The sequence below is a fragment of the Humidesulfovibrio sp. genome (genome assembly GCF_030689645.1).
Classification (GTDB): Bacteria; Desulfobacterota; Desulfovibrionia; order Desulfovibrionales; family Desulfovibrionaceae; genus Humidesulfovibrio.
Genome location: NZ_JAUYFU010000059.1, coordinates 36,949 through 54,119 on the forward strand (window position 1 = coordinate 36,949; position 17,171 = coordinate 54,119).

Below are 17,171 nucleotides of genomic sequence, written 5' to 3' on the forward strand. Positions count from 1 at the left end.
GCCCTTTGCGGTTGCGCACGCACGACATTAACCCTGGACGGAAGATCATGGCACATATCCAGCTCATTGGGCTCTCTGAGGCGAAAAGCCCGGACGACAAAGTCTGGAAGCTTCCCTACGCCTTCCCCATAATCATCCGCCAGCTGCAGAAGACCAGGCACAGCTTCGACCTGCTGGACACGCACCTGCACAAGCTGACCTTTCCAGAGCTGCTGGACAAAGTGTCCGCCTGCGGCGCCCGCGTGTACGGCATCAGCGCCTGGTCGCACAACTACGCCCTGGTCAAGCGCCTGACGGAGCACATCCGCCGGTGCCATCCAGATGCGCTCATCATCGTCGGGGGCATCATCTCCGGCAACGACGACGTGCTGCTGCTCAAGACCGAAACGGACATCGTCTGCACCTCGGCCGAGGGCGAATTCGTCCTGCCGGAGCTGCTTGACTGCGTCGACCGCGACGGCGAAGGCTTGGCCCAGGTGGCGGGCGTCAGCTTCCGTGACAAGGGCACCGGAGAGGTCGTCCGCACGGCCAAGCGGCCCATCATGAGCTTAAGCCAGTACCGCCAGCAGGATATGCCCGCCTACGAGTACTTCGACGAGCAACTGCACGAGATTTCCCGCAACCTCGCCACCCGCGAGAACCAGCCCATCAAAGCCTTCCCCCTGCTGACCATGCGCGGCTGCCCCTTCCGGTGCACCTTCTGCGGGCATCTGCACGGGCAGCGTTTCCTGCGCCGAACCTGGGAGCAATTCTTCGACGAAGTCGACTTTCTCGTCAGCCGCTACGGATTCACTGGTTTTTTCAGCACCGACACCAACCTTTTCCTCAACGAGCGGGAGGTGGACGAATACTGCCGCCTGTACCGCGAGCGAGGCATGACCTTCCTCATGGCCGCAGAGGTGCGCCTCACCTTCGGATCTGAGGATATGTTCCGCAAGCTTCGGGCTCACGGCGTCATCGTCATCATCTTCGGCTTCGAGTCAGGGAGCCAGGAAATGCTCGACCGCATGCAGAAGGGCATCCAGATCGATGTGGCCTGGGACATCATCCAGGCCTCCCTGCGCGCAGGCAGCATCATCCACGGCAACTATATTTTCGGCACGCCCGGGGAAAACCGGCGCACCATCGGCGAGACGAGGGACTTCCTTGTGAAGCTGAGCCTCGCCATCGACAAACAGAAAGAGGACTTCGACCGCCAGGGTCTCCTGAACACCTCCGGCTACGGCTGGTCGGTGCTCACCCTCTCGCCCACGTCCAGGCTGTACCAGCAGGCGCGCCACGACGGCCTCCTGCCGGACGAGGACGCCTACCTGATGTCTCTGGGTCGGGAGGAGCTCATGCGCCTGGCCGAGGGCAGCAGCCAGAAGATAGCCCTGGTGCAGGAAGGCGGCGACGTGAATATGAGCGGATTCACCTCGCGCGAGGCGCTGGGCCACTACGTAAAGTACTCCCTGTCCCTGGTTCAGGTCCGCGTGTGCATTGCGGAGTTCAAGACCTCCAGCGTTGGGGTGCTTTTGGCCCATTGCCTGGACACTCTGGGCCATCTGGCGCGCTACCTGGCCCTCACCTGCGCAGACACCCTGCGGGGCAGGCGCGGCTATCCCGCAGGCCCAGCCCCGCGCACCAAGACGCGGCCCGCGCACCAGGCCACGGCCTAGGGCAAAGGAAGGCCTTCCCATGAACATCCTGCTGTGCTCAGGCGCCCCCCGCTCCACTCGCGTACGGGACTTTTTGCGGACCCGCTGCGACCGCCTGCTGGAAACAGCCGGGGCTGTAGACCTTGCAACCCTTCGCGCGGACAAGATAGACTGGATCGTTTCCCACGGCTACGGGCCCATCTTCCGCGAGCCGGTGCTCCCGGCCTACGCCGGCAAGATCGTGAACATCCACAACACCTACCTGCCCTGGGGCCGCGGCATCATGGGCAATGTATGGAGCTACTTCGACGATACGCCAAAGGGCGTCAGCCTGCACTTCATCGATGCGGGCATCGACACCGGCGAAATCATCGCCCGACAGTTGCTGGACCTGCCCCAGGACGCGACCCTGCAAAGCTCCTGGGACCTGCTTATGACAGCCCTGGAAGATCTGTTCATCGCCAGGTGGGACTCCATCGTGGCCGCCCATGGGAGCCCCCAGGTTCAGACGCGCCTGCCGGAAATCGGCACCTACCGCAGCCGCGCGCAGTCGCTGGAGCTGCTGGCCCTTTTTCCCAAAGGATGGGGCACCCCAGTGGCCGAGGTGGCCGCCCTGGGCCGCGAATACCGCGCCAATCCCGAAGCCTTCGAGCGCACCCACGGCCTGGTCATCAATCCCAAGCAACTGAAGCAGGCGGACGGCTCCTCCCAAGAATATACCGTCACCCTCTGCCAGGCGCGGGTGCGCACGCCGCAGCGGGAAACCGGGCCGGGAGCGCCAGGGCTTGAGGCCGCAGAGGCCACCCCGGACGACAAGCTCGACAACTGGCTGTGGGTGAACGACCCCGTGACGCGGCGCATGTTCAAACTGAACGACTACATCGGCTGGGGCGAGCACTGCCGCTGGTACGAGGCCCTGTTGAAAGATCCGGACAGGCTCTTGTGCATCGGCAAGGTTGGAAGTGAGCGCATCGGCAACGTGCGCTTCGACCGTCGCTTCAATGATGTCTGGGAAGTGAGCATCAACATCGCTCCGGGCTGGCGCGGCATGGGCCTGGGCGCACAGCTCATCGCCCAGTCCATCGACCTTTTGCTGGCGAAAAAGCCCGTCACTCGGCTATACGCCATGGCCAAGATCATCAACGGCCCGTCCATAGCCAGCTTCAAGCGGGTGGGTTTCCCGGTGAAGTCCCCGGACCCCGGCTTTCCTGGCTTGGAGCGCTTCGACCCCGGCACCGAAGTCTTCATGGAGAAGATTCTTCAGCCGTTGGACTGATCCTCTGCCCGTCAGCCCGCAAACCACACACGAAATTGAAAGAGGGACGCCCGCCACACGGCAGGCGTCCCTCTTTCAATCGGCCGCTCGGCCTAGGGCTTTTCCAGAATGAACACGGGCTGAATGTCGCCGCCCGTCTCGAACTGGTCCTCGGAAAAGCCGAAGCTGTCCTTCAGCTTCCAGCCTTCCAGAACCTTGGCCAGGCGCAACGGGCCATATACCCTGCAATAGTTGTAGCGCAGCGCGTCCTCCCCCACGGGAACGGAGAGGTACAGCAGCCCGCCCGGCTTCAGCACCTTCAGCGTGCGCTGCATGGTCTCAAGGTCGCCATTGGGATTGATGGGGTCGCCGTATGCGCCCAGGCCGTCATGCTCCATGGAGGATATGGAGAGGCAGGCATCGAAGGCGTCGGGTGTGGCCCACGCCTCCTCGCTGGAGATGATCTTGATGCGGTCACTGGTGGTGACGAGGCTGCCGTAGTCCACCACGTGAGGCACCGCGTTATGCGCGATGCACATGGACTCATACCAGGGGCAGTTGGATCCTATGATCAGAACGCGCTTGCCCGCCAGGCTGTACTTGCGTAGCGCGCTGTAGAGCCATTGGTCCGTGGCGGCGTAATACGCGGGCTTCTCTTCCTTGATGAGGGGGATATACGAGTCGATCTCGCGGTCGGTATAGATGATGGGGTGGTTTTTCGGCCTGGTGGAGTTGAAGTATTCCTCCTTGAGCTTCATCTTCCCCTGCATGGTGAACGCGTCCAGAAGCTCGTCCGGCACCTTGCTGGGCGGTGCGGACGGGTAGACCGGCTTACCGTACAGCAGCTCCATGGCCGCCTCGTACTGGTTGTTGCGCTTGGTCAGCATCCATTCCAGGTAGCCGATCTTGCCGTTCAGGTTCTCCAGCGTGTCGGGGGTCATGCGGTTCTGCTCCACGCGGAAAAGCTCCCTCTCCAGGTACAGGAGGTGGCACTCGGCGATGTCGGCCGCCTTCAGGACCTTGAAGGCCTGGCGGTAGCTGCCCAGGGCCAGCACGACCAGATCAAAGGCCACGGGCCTGGAGCCGAGCTTCGCAGGGGAGACGATGGGGAGATCGCAGAACGTGCCCGTCTTCTGCCCGTCGATGAAGCCCACGGCCTCGATTCCAGCGTCGCGAAGCTTCTCAAAGACCATTTCTCCGAATTCTCCGGCCCCGTATATCAGGACGCGGGAGCGCGCTGGAAGCTCCTCCATCAACGAAGCGTGGACCTGCATATGACTTCCTCCTTATGCGATTGTGCCGGGCATGGCTGAGCTGTCCCTACGTAATTTGATGGACTACATGGGCTGGCGGCATGTCGCAATGGCGGCGCGTATATTCACGCCAAAAAGGAGGCCGTTATCACTGGCGAGTACGCCGCAGGACAGGAGATGGACAAAACCACCCGACAAGCGAAAAGCCCCTTACAACTTTCGTCGTAAAGGGCTGATCTTTCTGGTGTCGAGGGAGGGAATTGCCCCCCACACGGGGATTTCCAGTCCCGGCTATCTGTCTGTATTGCGCGCTGCCGCTCCGTTGGCCCTTAGGGCTTCTTTGGTCCTGGCGTTGACCCCGTGCCGCCCTGAGCGGTCTTGAGGGTGGACTGTGGCGCGCTGCCGGTGCCCCCGGCTGTGTCCACCGGTGTGGAGGGGGTGGCGGCCACGCCAGAGCCCGCCGCCCCGCTGGAGACGGGCACCTTGCTGATGTTCATGTTCGTACCTGCGGCGCCGGAGTCGGTGTTGGCGTTGAGCACGCTCACGTCCTTCTCGGTCTTGCGCTCCACGCCGCCTGCGGCGTCGATGACTTCGCCGGCCTGAGCCTTGATGTCGGTATTGGTCAGCGTGGTCTTGCCGCCGGACTTGATGTTCAGCTTGCCGCCGGTCTTGATGACCGCGCCCGTGTTCTTGATGCTGCCGCCTCCGCCCACGCCCACAAAGGCGCTGGTCTGCTTGCTCGGGTCCTTGGTTGTGGATGAGGACGCGGAGGCCGAGCCGCCATACACATTGGGATCCTTCTCGTCTGCCGCCGGGGTGGCCGGGGTTGCGGCCGCGCCGGGCAAGGCCGGCGGGGGCGACTTGGGCAGCGGGGGCTTGATGCCAAGGGCACCCTTGCCAGCGGCGCCAGCAGCGTTCCCGGTGTTCGTAAGGTCAAACTTGGGCGTCGCTGCGCCGGGCAGGGCCGGAGCAGGCCGCGAAGGCAGGGGCGGCGCCGTGGGCTTGGCCGGCAGGGCCGGCGGGGGCGACTTGGGCAGCGGGGGCTTGATGCCAAGGGCACCCTTGCCAGCGGCGCTGGCAGCGTTCCCGGTGTTCGTGAGATCAAGCTTGGGTGTCGTCGCGCCGGGCAGGGCCGGAGGCGGCGTGGTGGGCATGGGAGGTCTCTTGGCGTTCGGCTGGGCCGGAGGCGGCGTGGTCGGGCCTTCGGTCTTCCTGTCTACGGAAACGGCGCCGGAAGCGCTGAAGCCCGACTCCGTGTTCTTGGTGGCGCTGATGTTCACGTCCCGCGCGGCGGAGATGTTGGCGTCCCCGCTGGTGTTGATGTTCGTGCCCACCAGATTGACATCGCCGCCGCCCGCGACGATTTCGATACCGCCAGCGCCGGCACTGATGCTGCCTGCCTTCTGGGTGGTCTTGTTCTTGAGCTGGAGCTGCGCGCCAGCGGACACGGCAGTGTTCTTCTCCGTGGTCGAGCCGGTATCCTCCGCTGCCGGAGCGGCAGCCGCGCCGGGCAGGGCCGGAGGCGGCGTCTTCGGCAGCGGGGGCTTGATGCCAAGGGCACCCTTGCCAGCGGCGCTGGCAGCGTTCCCGGTGTTCGTAAGGTCAAGCTTGGGCGTCGCTGCGCCGGGCAGGGCCGGAGCAGGCCGCGAAGGCAGGGGCGGCGCCGTGGCCTTGGCCGGCAGGGCCGGGGGCGGCGTTGTCGGCATGGCGGGCCTGGTGCCCGTCGTGCCAGGGCCGGAGGACGCCGAAGCGGCCTGCCTGTCCTTGAGCTGCTGGTTCACAGCACCCTGCTGGCCCTGCCACTTGGCCAGGTCGGCGGGGCTCTGCTTGGAGCCGTCAGCCCCCTGGGTGCCGCCGGTGCCGGGGTTGGAGGGCTTGGCTGCGCCGGGCAACGCCGGGGGCGGTGTGGTGGGCATGGCCGGCTTGGTGGGCTTGGTGGGCGCCGCGGGCTTGGCCGGGGTCTTGTCGGTCTTGTCGGCCTTGGCGGTGACCGAGGCGCTGAAGCCCACGGACTCCGAGGTGCTTTCGGCGGCCTTGAAGTTCACGTTGCCGCCCGCCAGGACGCTGGCCTTGCCATCGGCACCGAGGGTGGTGCCCTCCAGGGTCACGTCCTTGTTGCTGGTGATCTTGAGGTTGCCGCCGGAGCTGATACTGCCCGCCTCGGCCTTGGACTCCTTGGCGCGGCTGTAGTTGCCCTCCGCCGTGACGCCCCCGGATGTGCTGCTGCTGGTGCCTTCGGCGTCGGAACCCTTGCCCTTGCCTGCATCCACACCCGCACGAGCGCCGTAGGACTCGCTGCTCGAGGTGCTGCGGGCGGCGCTCATGGTCACGCCGTCGGCGCCGCTGATGCTGGCGTCGCCGCCTGCGGCGATGGTCGTGCCCTCAAGGGTCGCGGTCTTGCCTGCGGAAAGGGTCACCTTGCCGCCGCTGCTGATGCTGCCCGCCGTGGCGGTGCTGGATTCCGAGGTGCTCTTGCTGAAGCCGCCAGACACGCCCGCGTTCACGCCGGACGAACTCCCGCCGCCGCCGCTGGACTTGCTGGTGGAGACGCTGGCCGTGGCGTCGTAGGCGCTTTTGTCAGACCGTGTGCTGTCCCTGGCGGCATCGAGGATGAGGTTGCCGCCGGCGGCCACAGAGGTATCGCCCGCAGCGCCCAGATTGGTGCCCTCCAGGCGCGTGTCGCCCTTGGTCTTGATGACGATGTCGCCACCGGAAGCGATGCTGCCCGCGCTGGCGGTTGAGGAACTGGCGCTCTTGTCGGTCTTGCTGGTGCCTGCGGAGACGTCCACGTCCACGCCCTTGCCGGTGCCGCGGCTCAGGCCAACGCTGGCAGCGGCGTTGGTGTTGCCCACTGAAGAGGTGTTGGAGGTGGTACTCTTGGCCGCCGCGAAGTCCAGCGACCCGGCCTCTATCTCCACCCCCTTGCCCGCGCTGATCTGTGTGCCCTCGAAGCTGGTCTTGTCAGTGCTGACGCTTGTCACTTTCCCGCCGGACTTGATGGTGGAAACCACGGCGTCGCTGGAGGCGGAGGTGGAGTCGTTAGTGTCTCTGGAGTAGGAGGCCTGGATGCCCGCGCCGACACTGGCCTTGGCCTCGGCCCCAGCCCCGGCCTTGGCGCCGCCCAGCCCGGCGCTGGCGCCGGCCTCGGCTGAGACTCCGGCCTCGGCCTTGGCGTACACGCCGATCTTGCCGACGTTGCTGGTGCTGGTTCTGGTCTGGGAGGCGGTGTTCACCGCCGCGCGGCTGGCGATGGTCGTGGCCGACTGGCTGAAGTCGCCTGCGGCGTCGATGGCCGTGCCCACGTCAGTGATGCTGTTCTCGGCGGTGCGCTTGATGCCGCCAGAACCGGAGGTGATGGTGGACACGCGCGCCGTGGAGGAGTCGTCGGTCTCCGTGGTGGCGGTGTTCTTGGCCTGGACGCCTATGGAGAGCTTGGCCTTGGCGCTGGCCTCGGCCTTGGTCCCGGCGTTGGCGCCGATCCCGGCGTTGGCACCGGCCGTGGCAGAGGCGGCGGCGTTGGCATTGCCGTCGATGTACAGCCCTGCGCTGGTGCTGCTGGTGCTGACGGTGGAGCTGTGCGTGTCCTGGGCAGCCGTGAACAAGATGTCCTTGGCCTTGACGTCCACGCCCTGCTCGCCGCTGACGTCCGAGCCCTGCACAGTGAGGGTCTTGGCGCTGTTGATGCGCAGGACGCCGCCAGAGGCGAGGCTGGTGCCCGTATTGGTCACGTCCACGGTGTTGGTGTCTATAGTCTTGGTGCGCATCACGTCGAGGTTGGTGCTGGAGGCGGCATTGGCCGTGGCCGTGGCTCCGGCATTGGCGCCAGCGGTGCCCACCACGGCGGTGGCCGTGGCTCCGGCTCCGGCCGTGGCGTCGGCCGTGTTGGTGGTGCTGGCGTAAAGGCCAACCTTGGTGGTGGTCGTGGTGTCAGTATAGGTGTGGGTGTCCTGGGCGGCCATAATGTTCACATTCTGCGCCGTCAGGTCCACATCGCCCTTGGCCTTCACATCAGCCCCTTGCAGGGTAATATTCTTCTTGGAGGTGATGGTGAGCCCGCCGCCAGAGGCCAGGGTGGAGCCCACGCTGTGGACAGTCTCGTCAAAGGTGTTGCTGGCGACGGTCTTGGAGAAGTCCAGGCCGCCCGCGTCGTTGGTGGCGCTGGCGGTCACCCCGGCTTTGACCACGCCATCGGACTTGACCGAGGACTTGGCTGTGGTGTTGGTCTTGGCGTTCTCGCCCTTGGAGATGGCGAGGTAGCTCGTGGTCTCCTTGACGGTGGTGGTGCGGTCGATGTCCTTGGCCGCCAGCACCTGCACGTCATCGGCGGCGATGCTGATGCCGCCCGTAGTGTTCACCTTCGCGCCTTCAAGAGTCACGGTCTTGCCCGCGGAGAGGGAGAGGTTGCCCGCGGTGGCGATGCTGCCGGCTGCGCCTGCACCCAGGTTGCTGGCAACGGCACGGCTGGAGAACGCGTCCGTGGTGCTCTTTTCCTTGCCCAAAAGCCCGGTGCCCACGCCCACGCCCGAGGCGCTGCTCTGGGTCACGGCCTGCACGGAGTTGCTGCGCGCCAGGATGTTCAGGTCTCCGCCGGCGTCGATGCTGGCGTCCTTGCCGGCGCTCAAGTTGGCCGAGGCCAGGGTGACATCGTTCTTGGCCTTGATGGCCAGATTGCCGCCGGTGGTCAGCCCGCCCTGCACCTGGGTGGTGGTCGTGGTGGTGGTGCTGGAGTCGGAATTCTTAAAGAAGCTTCTGCTGGAGCTGCTGCTGGTGTCCCTGTTGGCAAGGGCCACGGTGTCGAAGGTAACGTCGCGCCCGGCGGTGATGCTGGCGTCCTTGCCCGCGCTCAGCTGCGCGCCCAGGTTCTGCACGTCCCGGCCCGCGTCCACGTTCAGGTTGCCGGTGGAGGTGATGCTGCCGGTGGCGGCGATGGTCTGGCGCAAGCTGGTGCCGCTGACGTTGGTGGCCACGATGGCGCTGTTGATCACATCGCCCCCGGCCTTCAGGTTCACCTGCCCGCCCTGGATGCTGCCACCCACGTTCTCCACGTTCTGGGACGCGGTCAGGTTCACCTTGCCCGTGCCCTGGATGGTGCCGCCCTTGCCCACGGTGGTCTGGACATCGATGTAGCCGCCGCGGTTGATGACCTTCTCATTCACGGCCGCTTCGTTGATGACGCTGCCGCCGGTGCTGGCAATGGAGATGTCGCCGCCTTTGATGGTGCCGCCGGTGTTGCGCACGTCGCCGGTGGCCGTGACGTTGATGGTATTGCCCTTGATGGTGCCCGCGTTGGCCAGGCTGGCCACGTTCATATTAATGGTCTCGGCGGTGACCGTGGGCGCGCCGTCGAACATCTGGCGCGTGGAGGCGGCCAGGTAGACCACCGGGGCCAGCACCTTCTGGCCGTTCACCGTGGTCTCCACCATCCAGACCATGTCTTCCTTGAGATTCGCCTGCTGCGTGCTGGAAAGGGCCCTGCCGTAGGCCAGGCCCAGGGTCTTGGCCTGGCTGCCCGCGTGGTCCATGAGGCCCTTCATCTGGGCCTTTTCGCTGGCATAGCCGGCCAGCAGGTTGGTGCCGGCCAGGCCGATGAGCTGCTGCTGCACCAGGAAGGTCTCGTAGCCGGCGTCGCCCAGGCGCTTGATCACCTCGTCGGCCTTAAAGTTGTACTTCTCCGCCAGGTAGTCGCTGCCCAGAAAGTTGTCGACGTTGGTGTACAGCGGGTTGGACTCCACCAGAAAATGGGAGCCGGGGCTCGCTACCGGGATGAAGACCCCATTGGGGCTGGTGGGGATGGTGATGGCCACCGCGCCGAAGCTGACGCCGCCGTGAACGGGCGTGGGCGTCAGGCTGGTGGCGGAGGCCGCGCCGGGAGCCGAGGCGCCGCCAGCCACGTTGCTGAAATTGCTGACGACGATGTTCACCGCGCTCCCGCGGATGGTCCCCGCGTTATAAAAGCCGAAACCGCTCATGTCGACCGTGGGCGCAGAGATGGTGCCAACATTCTGGCCAAAAAAGACGTTACCAGTATAAATGGAGATTTTTCGCCCGGCGATGACCTGCGGGCGGTACGCCGTGATGCTCACGATGGTGCCTAAATCTATGTCGTAATACCGCAGCCTCAGGGCCGAGGAGTCCCCGATGGCGTTGGTGAACAGATCGGATGCATTGATGGTGATGTCGCGCCCGGCGTTCATGGTGGACCAGTTGCGAACACGGCTGCCGGTGATGCTGATGTCGTTGCCTGCGCTCAGCACAGCGTTGGGCGAGCCGTTGCTGTTGGGGTACAGGTTGATCTGGCCGATGCTGGCGAGGGTCAGGTCGTTCCCGGCGATGTAGTTGCCGTTCATGTAGTCAAAGCCCGCCAGGGACAGGTTGCGCACAGCGGACACGGTTCCGGTGCTATAGTCCTCGCCGCCCACGCCGAGATCTTGCGAATCGATGTCCTGCCCGGAATGGATGAGACCGGCATTTCTCACCCCGTGCCATCCGGTTCCGCCGCTGGTATTCAGGTGCAGGGTGCCCGTGCCGCTGGTGGCGGCCAGGATCTTGGCTCCAACAGTTAACGACCCGGCGTTACTGGGGTTCAGGTTGAGGGTCATGTCCCCGAGGCTGGTCAGCACGGCGGTGTCCATCAGGGCGAGCCTGCTGGCGGTGATGCCAACGGTGCTTCCGCCCAGCTTGCTCGTGCCTTTGAGTTCAATATTCTGCGTGCGCAGACCGTCCCGGTCCGCCATGTTCAGCTGCCCGCCCGCCCAGATGGACCCCGCGCCCTGGTTGGTGAACCTGGTGTCGGATGAAACACCGGAACCGGAGCGGATGACGATGTTGCCCGTGCTGGTGGTCAGCGCGCCAGAGTTGAACATCTGGTGCCAGGCGTTCAGGTTCATGTTGCCGGCGGTGCTCTTGGCCTGTGCGGCGCTGTCGAAGGTGAGGATGCCGGTGCTGGATGCGGAGGTGGCGCCAAGGGTCATGTCGCCCACGGACTGGAGCGCGGCGTTGGTCAGGGTGAGGCCGCCGCTGGTGGCGGTGAGGCCCAGGGTTCCGCCGGAATAGAGCGTGGCGGCTGCGCTGGATCCGATGGACATGCTGCCCGTGGTGGCCGAAAAGGCCCCAGAGGAGCCGTAGTTAACCCCATCCATGGTCCACGCGCCGCTGCCGTTCAAGGTGGCGGTGGCGCCGTAGCGTTTGTTGTTGTCCGTGAGGACCGTGCCCGTGCCAACGTCGGTGAGGGTGCCGAGGTTGTAGTTCAGGTTGCCCGTGGCCACGAGCACGCCACCGTTCAGGGTCGCGCCGCCGCTGCTTGCGGTCAGAATCAGGTCGTGCCCGGCCGTGAGGCTGGCGTCCGTGGCCTTGATGGCGTCCGCGCCCGCGCTGGTGCTGGTGATGGTCAGATCGCGCACGGCGGAGAGCTTGTTGGCGAGCTCGATCTTCCCTGCGGAGTTGATGATGAAGTCGTCGGCTGTGGCTGCGGCGTTGCCCAGCATATGCACGCCTACGCCTGCTTCCGTGGCCTGAAGATTGATGCGCCCGGCGTACATGCCGCCCAGGGCGCTGGAGTCGATGGCATACGTAGGAGCTGGGCCGCCGCCCGGAGCGGTGGGAGCGGCTATCCCTGTGTTGTAGTCCCAGGTGTTGGTGCCCGCCGTGAGGTTCAGGGTGGGCGCGTTGACCTGCCCGTTGAGCACGATCTTGCGCGAGACCAGGTCCAGGGTCTGCTGCGCGCTGGCATTGATGCCCGTGCCGCTGATGAGGATGTCGCCGCCGTTGACACCGAAGCTGCTGATGGCCCCGGCGGTGAAATTCGGGGTGCCGGTGATCAGGGACACGCGGTCGGTGTTGATGAAGCCGCAGCCGTTGCAGGTGATGCCAAAGGGGTTGGCCACAATGACCGCAGCTTTGCCGCCCAGCACCTCGGTGAAACCGGCGAGCACGCTGCGGTTGGGCGAGGTCACCTCGTTCAGAATGAACTGGGCCTGCGCCCCCGCGCCGAGATTCTGATTGGCGGCCACCTGCCCGGCCAACTGCGACTGGCGGAAGGCTTGGCTTGTGTTGCCGTTGTTCAACACCAGCCCCTGGAGGTCGACGTTGTAGGAGGTGTATTTGTTGTGCGACATGCCAGAGGCGTTGGGCGCGGCGATGTTGACCACGGGCACGCCATTGGCGGCCGCAGTCACGGTTGTCGTCGTGGCGCCAGAGGCCACCGGACCCGCTGCAAATACCAGCTGCGGCGGGCACAGCAACAGGCTGCACAAAAACAGGGAGAGTGTTTTAAGACCAAAGCTCATGAGCTGCGCCCATGTAATCGGCTTTGCCGCCAGCTTTGCCCGCTTCACCATGGAATTGATCGGCATACATGCTCCTTAAAAGCTAACGGTCATGGTGGCGGCGAACTGGACTGGCTCGTGCGGAGTGTTGACAGGTATGGACATGGCCTTGGCTGCTGAGAGCTCGGCGCTCAGATTTTTGGATGACAGCCGGAGACCGGCCGCCGCGCCGGTGAGATTGGCGTCCTTGGTGGTCTTGAAACCCTCAATGCGCCCGGCGTCAAAGGCGATGAACGGTTTGGGCGTTATGTTGGTATAGGGCACGACCGGCAGAGAGACGGAAAGCTCGTTGCGCGCATAGTAGCCCCGGTCGCCGGAGAAGCTGGTGCGGTTGAAGCCGCGCACCGTATAGAAACTGCCCAGGCTGATCTGCTCAGAGCCGTAGAGCGGCTCCAGGGCGAACTGGCCGGTAAGCTGGCTGCTGAAGGTGGCGCCCAGGCCCAGGAGCTCGAAGGGGAGGACGAAACCGCCCGTGTACCGGATTTTTGCGCCCTGGGCATGGGGCGAGATGACAGGGGTATAGTCCGGGTCGACTTTGGAGTTGAACTGCCGAACGCCCTTGCTGAACCCCAGTCCCATGTTGGCGAACAGGGCGGACAGGCGGCCGCTCCAGTTCACATCAGCATCGGCCACAGCCAGGATGCGGCTGGAAACGCTCAAGAATGCGTCATCCAGATAGTTCCTGCTCGCCTTGCTGTTGAGGGCGATCAAGGCGGTGAGCTTCTGGTCCTGGTCGCGGTAGGCCACCCAGTTTATCTCTCCCCGCCAAGTCTCGGAGGTGCCGCGCGAAATCAGATCACCGCCTGTAGTAGTCACTGGGCTGCGGTAACTGGAGAAGCTGTATGAGGTCTGGAAAGTTAAATATCCAAGCGGAATGGAGTAGAAGAAGCTGTCGGAGACGGAATCGCGGCGCTCGGGATGGTCAAAAAGCGTATTGCGATGCGTGTAGGTAATGAAGTCGTTCAGACGCAGCGGGTTGTCCAGATTGACGGTGTAGGATCCCTGCTGTCGGCCCGTGGACAGCCCACCAAGGTTATCGAGGGTGCTGGACACGCTCAAAGGGAAGGAGGGCGTGTTGACTATGGTTACAAGGCTCTCGCCCGGCGTAGTCCCTGGACTCACTTCCATGGTGGCGCTGTTGGAGGCCAAGCGGTTGATCTGGTCAAGGCCCTGCTCAATGTCGCGCAGGTTGAGCGGCTTGCCAGGCACAAAGGGAAAGGCTGTGGTCAGGTTGGCGCTGGGCAACAAGGTCCGGCCATCTTTGAGGATGAGCCCCTCGACCTTGCCCTCAACAATAAGGATCTCCAGTCGCCCCGTGGTCAGATCCTGGGCCTGCACATAAGGCCGCACCGCGATGTAGCCCCGGTCGATGTAGGCCTTGAGCACGTCGCCCAGGAGTTTTTCGATGTCCTCGGCGTACAGGCACTTGCCCACATAAGGGGCTACCAGTTCCTGCTTTACGCGCTCAGGCAAGAGAGTCACGCCGAGAAGGACGATCTCCTTGATCTCGCGGCAGACGCTGCTCTTAGGCAAGGAGGGCACCTTGACCTCTGGCAGTTCCTGGGGTGAGGTATCCTTGCGCCGCAGGGCGTCCTCGCGCAGCTGCTGCTGGAGACGCTCCTGTTGCTCGTTCTGGATGCGTTGCGCGGCGCGGTTGCCCGCGTCGATTTCGGCCGGGGTCAGGGCCTGGGCAGGGGGGGATGGCAGGAGCCAGCATCCAAGAGTCAAAACCACAACAATAAGGCACATCCGTAACCGGTGGCCACTTCGCAAAGACAATCCACGCAACTATAGCCACCTTGCACAATCATATTTGATATCCAAATCCAAAAAATAATAAATGAATATAAACTTTTAAACAAGCAATATTCGCTACAAGCAATTCGTACTCGCTGTGAGTTACGGCGTTTTGCCGCTAGCCATCCAGGCAGCTGCAGCATCTCCTTTAAATGCACTATGTTGCAAATTCGACTCTGAATAATGCCGAGTTGGCAAAAGATTTGCCAGGGCTCGCTACCCCCTGAGGGGAGCGGAACGCCCAAGGACAGTGCAATGACTGCCGCTCAGGAGAGGGGGTGGATGCACAGCACGAGAGTAAGCGCCCCCCGGACCAGCGTTCAGGCTAAGCCTATAAGGATGAACAGGAGTGGGACAACTCCAGCCCACAACGAAAAGCCCCTTACAACTTTCGTCGTAAGGGGCTGATCTTTCTGGTGCCGAGGGAGGGAATTGAACCCCCCACACGGGGATTTTCAGTCCCCTGCTCTACCAACTGAGCTACCTCGGCGCGCGTGAGAAAGGTCAACTACCCGAAGTTCACGCCTCTTGGCAAGTGAAATTTTCGCCAGGGAAGCGCAAATGCCAGGCCATTTACAAATCGCGCACCAACATGCTCGCCAGGGAGCGGGCAAGGTCGCGGACATCCGGCCGGTAAACTCCTTTGCGGATCTGGGCCTTAAGCCCATCGATGTAGGCCAGCCGCTCGCTTTCGCTGAACGCGTGCCGCTGAGGCTCTGCGGGTGGCGGTCCGCTCATGGGCCACGCGGTGCCGCAATTATGGTCGCTCATGTGTCTCCTCCCGGTCTTGTCTTGCAACTGTGCGCGAGCGTTGGACGGTCATCTCTCAAGCGCACAGGGAGTAACGGGCAGAGGCGAAAGGCCGCATGGCGAGGACTTGCGCCCCTGCCCGATTTACGGCGAATTCCTTTTCGCCCATCGTCTCGGCGGCCCAGATCCTTGGCGCCGGGCAGCAGGGCCGGTCGGTCAGTCCTGCTGCTGGCTTCTTATCGGCCCCCCGCGTCCGCAGGATTAGCCCCCCATTACGCACTTTCCAAACAACGTAGTCTTTCTCAGAAAACTCATGTACATGCAGCCCATGAACCAACCGTTGCGCATCTGCCTCATCCATGCCACCGGCCCCCTGAGCCAGGCGTTTCAAGACCTCGGGTGCGAGGTGCTGGCGCTCTCCCCCCCGGAGGCCGGGGTGTTCGACATGCCTGCGGAGTTGCGGCGCCACGGCTTCGAACCCGACATCCTGTTCCAGCGTGAGCAACTGGGCCCGCGCCTGCTCCTGGCAGGGCTGGAGCACATCCCCGCCGTGCGGATCTTCTGGGCCATCGACCCGCACCTCAACGCCTTCTGGCACGCCCCCTACGCCCGACTGTTCGATCTCATCCTCTCCACACAGCGCCGCTGGATGCCGCAACTCGGGTCCTGCGGGGCGGGACGAGTGCGCCACCTGCCATGGCACGCACCCAACGGCCCCTTCGCCCCCTTCGGCCAGCGCCAGCGCCTGGCGGGCTTTGTGGGCCGCCTTGGACCCACCCGGCCCGGTCGCACCTGGTTGACGGAACTCATGAGCGAGCTGCTGCCGCAGGGCTTCACCCTGGAGGACAACCTCGACTTTCCGGCCATGCTCGATTTTTACCGCCACACCAAGGCCGTGCCCAACGAGTCCATCACCGGCGAGGTGAATTTCCGGCTATTCGAGGCCGCAGGCTGCGGCTGTGTCGTCCTGGCCCAGGACCTGGGCCAGGAGCAGGCCGAACTGTTCGAGCCGGGCCGCGAAATGCTTGTCTGCTCCGACGCCCTGGAACTGGCGGAGAACCTTGCCCTCCTGGCCAAAAGCCCCCGGCTGGCAGAGGCTCTGGGCCGGGCAGCCTGGGAACGTGCCCAAGCCGAACACCTGCCGCAGGCTCGCGCACGCACTATTCTTAAGGAGGCCGCCGAAGCTCCGCGCCAGGGTGCAACGGCTCAAAACTCCCGGCTTTGGCTGTCCCTCTCTCTGGCTGGACTAGGCGAAGCAGGCCGCCTGCCCGGCGATGAGGCTGCCGTGGCTGACCAACTGGCCTCGTTGCCCATCACCCCGGACACGGCTCACCTGGTCCTGACCGCGCAACTACGCCTGGCCCACGCCCTGGGCCGCCAGGACGAAGTGACGGCGCTCCTTGATCGGCTGGACGTCCAACCTGAGGCCCTGCCGCCCCTGAACGCCGGACACGGGCTGGGCCTGGCCCTCACCTGCTCCATGATCCTGCTTGGCCTTGGCCGCGCCAACGCCTTTGCCGCAGATCCGGCCCGCGCCCTGCGCTTTGCCCGGCGCGCCGGGGTCAGCCTGCCAGAGCCCCTGCCAAGCGCCGGGCCAGAGCCTGTGGCGCTGCTGCTGGCCTGGGCCAAGCTCCTGGATGATGCGGGCATCCCCACGCGCGGCGGATTCGCCTTTGACGTGGAGCAACACCTGCCCGCCTGCGCCGCCGAGTGCCTGCACTGCGCCCTGCACCTACAGCCCGGCCACGAAGACGCGCTGCGCGCCTCCACACAGGGTCTCGCCCGGTTCCCAGGGGCCGAGGCGCTGCGCCTGGGCCTGCTTTCCGACCTGAGCCTGCGCCTGCGAAACGACTGGCGCGTGAGTTTTGAGCTCGGTCTGGTCAACCTTCAAGCCTTCCGTCGGCTGCCTGGGCTGGAGGAGCTGCGCCTGGCCGGTCACTTGGCAGCCAATCTGGGCGAAACGGACGCCTTCACCCAGGCCCTGGCCCTGGCCGACGCCTCTGGCCGTCTGCGCCGCGCCCTGGCGGGTCAAGGGTAGCTCGCAAAACGCCAGAGAACGCCCCCCGAAATCAACCCGCTAAGGGGTGAAGGCCGCCACGGGCTGATTGGTCCGCCAAACGCCGCAGCCTGAAAGGTCACGCCCGGACGCTCGGAG

Annotated in this window: 7 protein-coding genes and 1 tRNA gene; 3 read left to right on the forward strand and 5 right to left on the reverse strand. The window is 64.6% G+C overall.

Going from position 1 to position 17,171, the window contains the following annotated elements; all coding sequences use genetic code 11:
- Positions 1-47 precede the first annotated feature (47 nt).
- Both Q8O35_RS09135 and Q8O35_RS09140 read left to right on the forward strand, forming a co-directional pair.
- Positions 48-1,658, forward strand: coding sequence for a B12-binding domain-containing radical SAM protein (locus Q8O35_RS09135; protein WP_305572471.1), 1,611 nt, complete (start codon positions 48-50; stop codon positions 1,656-1,658).
- A gap of 19 nt (positions 1,659-1,677) precedes the next feature.
- The gene (locus tag Q8O35_RS09140; RefSeq protein WP_305572472.1) at positions 1,678-2,913 is read left to right on the forward strand and encodes a GNAT family N-acetyltransferase; all 1,236 of its coding nucleotides are present in this window, start codon (positions 1,678-1,680) and stop codon (positions 2,911-2,913) included.
- Positions 2,914-3,005: 92 nt separating this feature from the next.
- On the opposite strand, the gene Q8O35_RS09145 is transcribed toward Q8O35_RS09140, so the two are convergent.
- The 5 genes from Q8O35_RS09145 to Q8O35_RS09165 all read right to left on the reverse strand — a co-directional run bounded on the left by Q8O35_RS09145 (position 3,006) and on the right by Q8O35_RS09165 (position 15,037).
- Complete coding sequence (locus tag Q8O35_RS09145) at positions 3,006-4,166, reverse strand: DUF268 domain-containing protein (RefSeq protein ID WP_305572474.1); 1,161 nt, start codon at positions 4,164-4,166, stop codon at positions 3,006-3,008.
- Positions 4,167-4,474: 308 nt separating this feature from the next.
- A complete protein-coding gene (locus Q8O35_RS09150; protein ID WP_305572476.1) occupies positions 4,475-12,496 on the reverse strand; it encodes a hemagglutinin repeat-containing protein in 8,022 nt (2,673 codons plus the stop codon).
- 9 nt (positions 12,497-12,505) lie between these two features.
- Positions 12,506-14,218, reverse strand: coding sequence for a ShlB/FhaC/HecB family hemolysin secretion/activation protein (locus Q8O35_RS09155; RefSeq protein WP_305572478.1), 1,713 nt, complete (start codon positions 14,216-14,218; stop codon positions 12,506-12,508).
- A 462-nt stretch (positions 14,219-14,680) separates the two neighbouring features.
- Positions 14,681-14,756, reverse strand: a tRNA-Phe gene (locus Q8O35_RS09160).
- Between the two features lie 83 nt (positions 14,757-14,839).
- Complete coding sequence (locus Q8O35_RS09165) at positions 14,840-15,037, reverse strand: hypothetical protein (RefSeq protein ID WP_305572480.1); 198 nt, start codon at positions 15,035-15,037, stop codon at positions 14,840-14,842.
- Between the two features lie 307 nt (positions 15,038-15,344).
- Here Q8O35_RS09165 and Q8O35_RS09170 point away from each other — a divergent pair, with 307 nt between their 5' ends.
- The gene (locus Q8O35_RS09170) at positions 15,345-17,054 is read left to right on the forward strand and encodes a glycosyltransferase (RefSeq protein WP_305572482.1); all 1,710 of its coding nucleotides are present in this window, start codon (positions 15,345-15,347) and stop codon (positions 17,052-17,054) included.
- The last annotated feature ends 117 nt before the right edge of the window (positions 17,055-17,171 follow it).